Annotated in this window: 7 protein-coding genes; 4 read left to right on the top strand and 3 right to left on the bottom strand. The window is 65.1% G+C overall.

Annotated features, from left to right (window positions below; genetic code table 11):
* The coding region (locus tag JHD59_RS10870; protein WP_199154243.1) for a hypothetical protein at nucleotides 1-630 on the bottom strand (630 nt) is incomplete at its 3' end.
* A gap of 172 nt (nucleotides 631-802) precedes the next feature.
* Here JHD59_RS10870 and JHD59_RS10865 point away from each other — a divergent pair.
* The 4 genes from JHD59_RS10865 to JHD59_RS10850 all read left to right on the top strand — a co-directional run bounded on the left by JHD59_RS10865 (nucleotide 803) and on the right by JHD59_RS10850 (nucleotide 3,704).
* On the top strand, nucleotides 803-1,405 hold the full coding sequence (locus JHD59_RS10865) for a CBS domain-containing protein (protein ID WP_199154242.1): 603 nt from the start codon (nucleotides 803-805) through the stop codon (nucleotides 1,403-1,405).
* An 88-nt stretch (nucleotides 1,406-1,493) separates the two neighbouring features.
* A complete protein-coding gene (locus tag JHD59_RS10860) occupies nucleotides 1,494-1,967 on the top strand; it encodes a DUF1203 domain-containing protein (RefSeq protein WP_199154241.1) in 474 nt (157 codons plus the stop codon).
* 1 nt (nucleotide 1,968) lies between these two features.
* Entirely contained in the window at nucleotides 1,969-2,853 is an 885-nt protein-coding gene (locus JHD59_RS10855; protein WP_199154240.1) for a methylated-DNA--[protein]-cysteine S-methyltransferase, read from the top strand.
* A complete protein-coding gene (locus JHD59_RS10850; RefSeq protein ID WP_199154239.1) occupies nucleotides 2,841-3,704 on the top strand; it encodes a DMT family transporter in 864 nt (287 codons plus the stop codon). Before JHD59_RS10855 ends, JHD59_RS10850 begins: the two co-directional genes overlap by 13 nt.
* Nucleotides 3,705-3,902: 198 nt before the next feature.
* On the opposite strand, the gene JHD59_RS10845 is transcribed toward JHD59_RS10850, so the two are convergent.
* Both JHD59_RS10845 and ompR read right to left on the bottom strand, forming a co-directional pair.
* Nucleotides 3,903-5,204 carry an ATP-binding protein gene (locus JHD59_RS10845; protein WP_233164001.1) on the bottom strand — a complete coding sequence of 434 codons (1,302 nt, stop codon included), beginning with the start codon at nucleotides 5,202-5,204 and terminating at the stop codon, nucleotides 3,903-3,905.
* A gap of 3 nt (nucleotides 5,205-5,207) precedes the next feature.
* Nucleotides 5,208-5,933 (bottom strand): two-component system response regulator OmpR, encoded by a 726-nt coding sequence (gene ompR, locus JHD59_RS10840; RefSeq protein WP_043624791.1) that lies wholly within the window; start codon nucleotides 5,931-5,933, stop codon nucleotides 5,208-5,210.
* Nucleotides 5,934-6,000: the final 67 nt, after the last annotated feature.

The following is a 6,000-nucleotide window of genomic DNA, read 5'->3' as shown; positions in this document are numbered from 1 at the left end:
GTCCTTGTACAGCACCGCGCGATGCTGCAGCACCCGCTCCGGGATATCGAGGCTGGATTGACCTGCGGCTGCGGGCAGCGGGCGCGTTTCCCAGCCCTGCGGCAAGGGGGACCACAACAGGCGCGCACTTTCGGTGCGGCGGGTGAAGTTCAGCGCCCGCACCGCGCTGCCGAACGGCGTGTCGGTGGTATCCAGCAGATGGTTCATCTCCGGCGTCAGCCGCGACGGCACATACCAGTTGTCCGCTTCGGACAGCACATGGTCGCCGCAGGCCAGTTGCACGCGGCGATAGCCTATCGCTTCGTCGGCCCCCACTTTCAGCTGGCTGCGCACCTCGGCGTCGGCCGGTTTGCGGATAGAGGTGTCGCGCAGGGCGCGGATGCGCGGCTCGGCCGCCAGTTGGTGCGCCTCGCACCATTGTTGCAGCGTGCGGGTGGCGCTGGGCTGGCTTAACAGCGTGGCGTTGACCGATTGCAGCAGGGCCAGCGCCTTGACGCGGGTAGCGGCGTCGTCGCGCCAACCCGGATAATCCCAGCCATCGGCTCGGGCGGCGCTCGCGCATAGCAGCAGTCCGCAAGCGAAGGGGAGGAAACGTGCGGCGGAATCCCGCATCCGGCGATTATGCTTCATAGATTTTCGCATGAATTAGAATAAATACATTAAAGACCCTAAAGGTAAACGTAAAGTTTACTGTCCGAGTACTGAAGTCCGTCGGCTTTTCCGCTACTTTGAAAATTGCGCTGGCCGCAACGGGCGGGTTGGCGCCGTTCTTCCTTTCTCATTGCCCTGACAAGGAGCCGCCATGGCCAACGAATATCAGCCCCTGCCCACGCTGACTCTGCCACGCACGACGGATTTGGTGCAACTGGAGCAGCGTCCGCATCCGCCCATCAATATGCACAGCCCGGCGTTGAGCGTCATGACCGATCTGAGGCTGGTGAATCCAGTCGGCATCCGCGGCGACGCGGACCTGCGCGAGGCCCATCAGCGCATGATCAGCCACGGCATCCGCCTGCTGTTCGTTCATGACGACGATGGCAGCCTGCTCGGCATTGTCACCGCGGTCGATCTGCTGGGCGAGCGGCCCATCCAGTGCATGAAGGAGCATGGCAAGCATCATGCCGATCTGCAGGTGTCCGATGTGATGACGCCGCGCGACAAGCTGGACGCGTTGCGGCTGGAAGATGTCGCGGTGGCGAATGTCGGCCAGCTGATCGCCACCATGAAGCAGCTGGGCCGCCAGCACGCGCTGGTGCTGGAGATCAATTCGGGCAACGGCCATTACGAGGTGTGCGGCTTGTTCTCCACTTCTCACATGGCGCGTCTTCTGGGCATGCCTTTGTCCTTCATCCGCGTGCCGCAGGCCTTGTCGGAAATCCAGTACTCCCTGCTGTATACCGGCTGACACCTGCGCAAGTCGGCAAGAATCGGGTCGTGGCCAGGCAGCCGCCAGCCTAGACTTCGGGCATCATCGATGACCGGAGGAGAATGCGATGGCCTGGCAAGTTGAAACCCTGGATCCTGTGTTTGTCCAGCGCGCGCGGCGGGAAGGCGTGGATGCGCTGGGGCAAACGGTGCGGCGCGTGCCGGCCAAGGGCGGGGAGCCGCTGCGCGATGTTTTGAGACGCGCCCGGCCGGGCGAGCCCTTGATTCTGGCCAGTTACAGCCCGTTTCGGCAGATTGGTCCGTATCGCGAGTTCGGGCCGGTGTTTCTGAGCGCCGAGCCGCAAGCCGATGACGTGCCGTCATTGGACGCGATATTGTCGGAAAATCACGGTTATTTCGCTGAATGCGCGGCATTGCGCGCCTACGACGCCGAGCAGACCATCATCGCTGCGGCTCTGCTGCCGGTGGAGGGGATACGTCTCCAGCTGCGGCAATGGGAAACGCGTGACGAGATGGTTTTCGCCATGCTGCGTTTTCCCGCACATGGCTGCTATGCCGCGCGCTTGAACCGGAGCGTCTGAAATGAGCGAGATACTGACTGTGGCAACGGAAAGCAGCCGCGATTACGCCCGTATCCGCGATGCCATCCGCTACCTGATTGCCCATGCCGGCGAGCAGCCGCGGCTGGCCGATCTGGCAGGCGCCCTGCATTTGTCCGAATCGCGCCTGCAGCGCTTGTTCACGCAGTGGGCCGGGGTCAGTCCCAAGCGTTTCATCCAGCAACTGACCTGCGAAGCGGCCAAGGTCCGCTTGGTCGCCGGCGCGCCGGTGCTGCCGCTGTCGCATGAGCTGGGCCTGTCCGGCGCCAGCCGGCTGCACGATCTGTTCGTCACCCTGGAAGCGATGACGCCGGGCGAATTCCAGCGCGGCGGCGCCGGACTGGACATTATATGGAGCGTGGAAGCCAGCCGTTTTGGCCCGGCGCTGCTGGCGCGGACTGATCGCGGCATCTGCGCGCTGCAGTTCGTCGCCGACGAAGCCGCCGGCGAAGCCTGGTTGCAGGATCAGTGGCCGCACGCCGCCTTGCATTGGCGGCCAGGCCAGGGGCAGGCGCTGTGCGAACGGCTGTTTTCCCCCTTGTCCGAGCGCAGCGGCGCGCCGCTGGCGCTACGGGTGCAAGGCAGCAATTTCCAGATCCAGGTATGGCGGGCGCTGTTATCCGTGCCGTATGGCGGCCTGATCAGCTATGGCCAGCTGGCGGCGCGCATGGGGCAGCCTGGCGCGGCGCGCGCGGTCGGCAGCGCGGTCGGCGCCAATCCGGTGGCCTGGCTGATTCCCTGCCATCGGGTGATCCGGGCCGAGGGGGCGCTGGGCCAATACCGCTGGGGCGAGGACAGAAAAACGGACCTGATCGGTTGGGAAAGCGCCAGACTAAGCATGGAGAGGCAAGCGGCATGGACAGCCTGAGGCGCGATTACGCGTTGCTGATCTTGCTGGCAGCCTTGTGGGGTGGTTCCTTCCTGTTCATGCGCGTGGCCGTGCCGGCCTTCGGGCCGCTGGCATTGATCGCTTTGCGAGTGGGCTTGGCTGCGCTGACGCTGCTGCCCTTGATGCTGTGGCGAAGGCAATGGGGTTTGTGGCGCGCCAACTGGGCGCGCATCGCCGTGGTCGGCATCTTTCTTACCGCGTTTCCGTTTTGCCTGATTGCCTGGGCGCAGCTGTCGCTGTCCACCGGCATGGCTTCGGTACTCAATGCCACTACGCCGCTGATGACGGCGCTGTGGGCCTGGCCCTTGGCGGGCGAGCGGCTGACGCCGCAGCGGGGCGGCGGCTTGGCCCTCGGTTTAGCCGGCGTGCTGGTTCTGCTATATGGCCATGGCGCCCGTTTCGACGTGCAGTCGATCTTACCTGTGATGGCCATGCTGGCGGCTACCGCCAGTTATGGTTGGGCGGGCCACATGGCCAAGCGTTGGCTGCCGGGGATGCCGCCGCTGGTCACGGCGTGCGGCGGCTTGAGCAGTGCGGCAGTCCTGATGCTGCCGCTGGCGTGGTGGCGCTGGCCGGTATCCGTGGCCGGCGCCGAGGCATGGTGGGCGGTGCTGCTGCTGGCTTTGCTGAGCACGTCGCTGGCTTATTTGATCTATTACCGGCTGATCAACCGGCTGGGCGCCACCCGAGCCAGCTCCGTCACCTATTTGGTGCCGGTGTTCGGCGTGTTGTGGGGAGCGCTATTTCTGAGTGAATCGGTGGGCGTTTTCATGTTCGCGGGGGCCGGGCTGATCCTGGCTGGGGTGTTGTTGCTCGGCTGGCGCCACTAAGACCCGCTAACAAAACCCCTGATCCTGCGCTGCGCCTGATTTGTACTGTCTGCGTCGGCGCGCCTTGGCTCAGGTTCTCTAACGAGGTTTTGTTGGCGGCTCTAAACCTGCCGCATTCCGATCCGCATGAGGGTGGGCCGGGAGTCGCCGCAGCCAAGTGGCGGCCCGGCGCGCGCAGGCTTGCAGCTTGCCGGCGGCTCAGGCCATGGGCAGGCGGATGTCCACCTTGAAGGCGCCGTCTTCTTCAGTCAGGTGCAAAGTGCCGTCGTGCTGTTTGACCACCCGCGAGACGATGGCGAGGCCCAGGCCGCTGCCGCCATCGGTGCCGCGATGTTCGGCCAACCGCTCGAACGGGGCCAGCGCGGTTTCGCGCAACGCCTCCGGTATGCCTTTGCCGTGGTCTATCACGGCCAGCCGCGCCTCGTTGTCGCTGCGCTCCAGCCGCACGACCACTGGCGGCTGGCCGTAACGGCGGGCGTTTTCCAGCAAATTGCTCAGCAGGCGCTCCAGCGCCAGCGCGTCGGCCTGCAGTTCCGGTTCGCCGCGGATGTCCAGCCGCGCGTCCATGCCTTCGCGGCGGAAGCGCGCCACCACGCTGGAGGCCAGGTCGGCCAGCGCGACCGGCACCATCTGATTGCTTTCCTCGGCGCGGGCAAAATCGATGAACTGGCGCACGATGCGCGACAGCTCGTCGATGTCGGACAGCATGTCGTGCTGGTCGACGCTGGCTTCCTGCATTTCCAGCGTCAGCTTGAGGCGGGTCAGCGGCGTGCGCAGATCGTGGGACAGCCCGGCCAGCATCAGCCGCCGTTCGCGCGCCGCATTGTCCAGCGCCTGGGCCATGCTGTTGAAGTTGTGGGCCAGCAGCTGCACTTCGCGCGGGCCGGTTTCGGGAATCAGCTTGGGCATTTCGCCGCCGGCCAGCTCGCGGCTGGCCTGCACCACGCGGCTGATCGGCCGGGTGATGCGCCAGGCAAACAAGGACGCCAGAACGGTGGCGAACAGCCCGGCCAGCAGCGAGGCCTGCAGCATGGTGGTGATCATCCGGTCGCGATAGCGGCCGAACGGCATCACCAGCCAGTACGGCTGGCCCAGCACATGCACATGCACCCACAGCTCGCTGTGGTCGTCTCGCACCGCGAAATGCGCCTGGATAGGCTCATTGAGGTCGTGAGACAGCCGCTGCGTCAGCATGGCGCCGATGGGCGGCAGCTCCTTGGCAAACTGTTGCCCCTGGTCGGCGTTGAACGGCAACAGGCTGGGCAGGCCGGGACGGTTGTAGCTGTCCAGGAAGTTCTGCTTCTCCTCGTTGTCCATGCCGGTCATGGAGTTTTCCAGGAAGGACAGCGTATCCAGCACCTGGATGTACAGCTGGCGCTCCAGCAGCTTGTGGCGTTCCCGGTTGGCCAGCGAGATGGTGAACAACTGGGTGGCGATCACCACCGTCATCACCAGCAGCGCCAGCCGGAAGAACAACGAGCCGAACAGCTTGCGTATCAAGTCTTACTCCCTGGGGGAGCCGTCCGGCACGAACACATAGCCGTAGCCCCAGACGGTTTGGATATAGCGCAGCGGGCTGTCGCCGTTTTCCAGCGCCTTGCGCAGCCGCGAGATATGCACGTCTATGCTGCGGTCCAGCGATTCGCCGTTGCCCTTGCCCAGCGCCAGCTCCATCAGCTGTTCGCGAGTCAGCGGGCGGCGCGGATGGTTGACCAGCACCGACAGCACGGCGAACTCGGCGCTGGTCAGCGCGACCGGCTGGCCGCAACGGCGCAATTCGCGCTGGCCCAGGTTCAGCGTGAAATCGCCGAATTCGACGGCGTCATCGGCGCTGTGCTGGGCCGCCAGCGCCGGCGTGGTATGGTGGCGGCGCAGCACGGACTGGATGCGCGCGGTCAGTTCGCGCGGATTGAACGGCTTGGGCAGGTAGTCGTCGGCACCCATTTCCAGGCCCAGGATGCGGTCGATGTCCTCGCCGCGCGCGGTCAGCATGATCACCGGCAGCGTCTCGCCCTGCGCGCGCAGGCGGCGCACCACGGCCAGGCCGTCTTCGCCCGGCATCATCACATCCAGCACGATCAGGTCGGGACGGTTGCGCGCCAGCTTGCGGTCAAGGTCTTTCGAGTCCGGCAGCGTTTCCACGCTGTAGCCCTGCTGGGTCAGGTAACGGGTCAACAGTTCGCGCAGCTTGGCGTCGTCGTCGACGACCAGGATTTTATTGTGTTCCATATGCTGTTCCTTGAGTGTTCTGGTTGGCAGCTTAAGCGCTCGCGCGCCTCAGCTGTCGGGCCTTGTT

The organism is Chromobacterium sp. ASV23, assembly GCF_016428945.1.
In the GTDB taxonomy this organism is placed as follows: Bacteria; Pseudomonadota; Gammaproteobacteria; order Burkholderiales; family Chromobacteriaceae; genus Chromobacterium; species Chromobacterium sinusclupearum.
The sequence above is the reverse complement of the archived record's forward strand: the minus strand, read 5'-3'. Positions and strand labels throughout refer to the sequence as shown.

Coding starts and splice junctions, on each gene's coding strand:
- JHD59_RS10865 (WP_199154242.1), top strand. CDS start 803: ATGGCCAACGAATATCAGCCCCTGCCCACGCTGACTCTGCCACGCACG.
- JHD59_RS10860 (WP_199154241.1), top strand. CDS start 1,494: ATGGCCTGGCAAGTTGAAACCCTGGATCCTGTGTTTGTCCAGCGCGCG.
- JHD59_RS10855 (WP_199154240.1), top strand. CDS start 1,969: ATGAGCGAGATACTGACTGTGGCAACGGAAAGCAGCCGCGATTACGCC.
- JHD59_RS10850 (WP_199154239.1), top strand. CDS start 2,841: ATGGACAGCCTGAGGCGCGATTACGCGTTGCTGATCTTGCTGGCAGCC.
- ompR (WP_043624791.1), bottom strand. CDS start 5,933: ATGGAACACAATAAAATCCTGGTCGTCGACGACGACGCCAAGCTGCGC.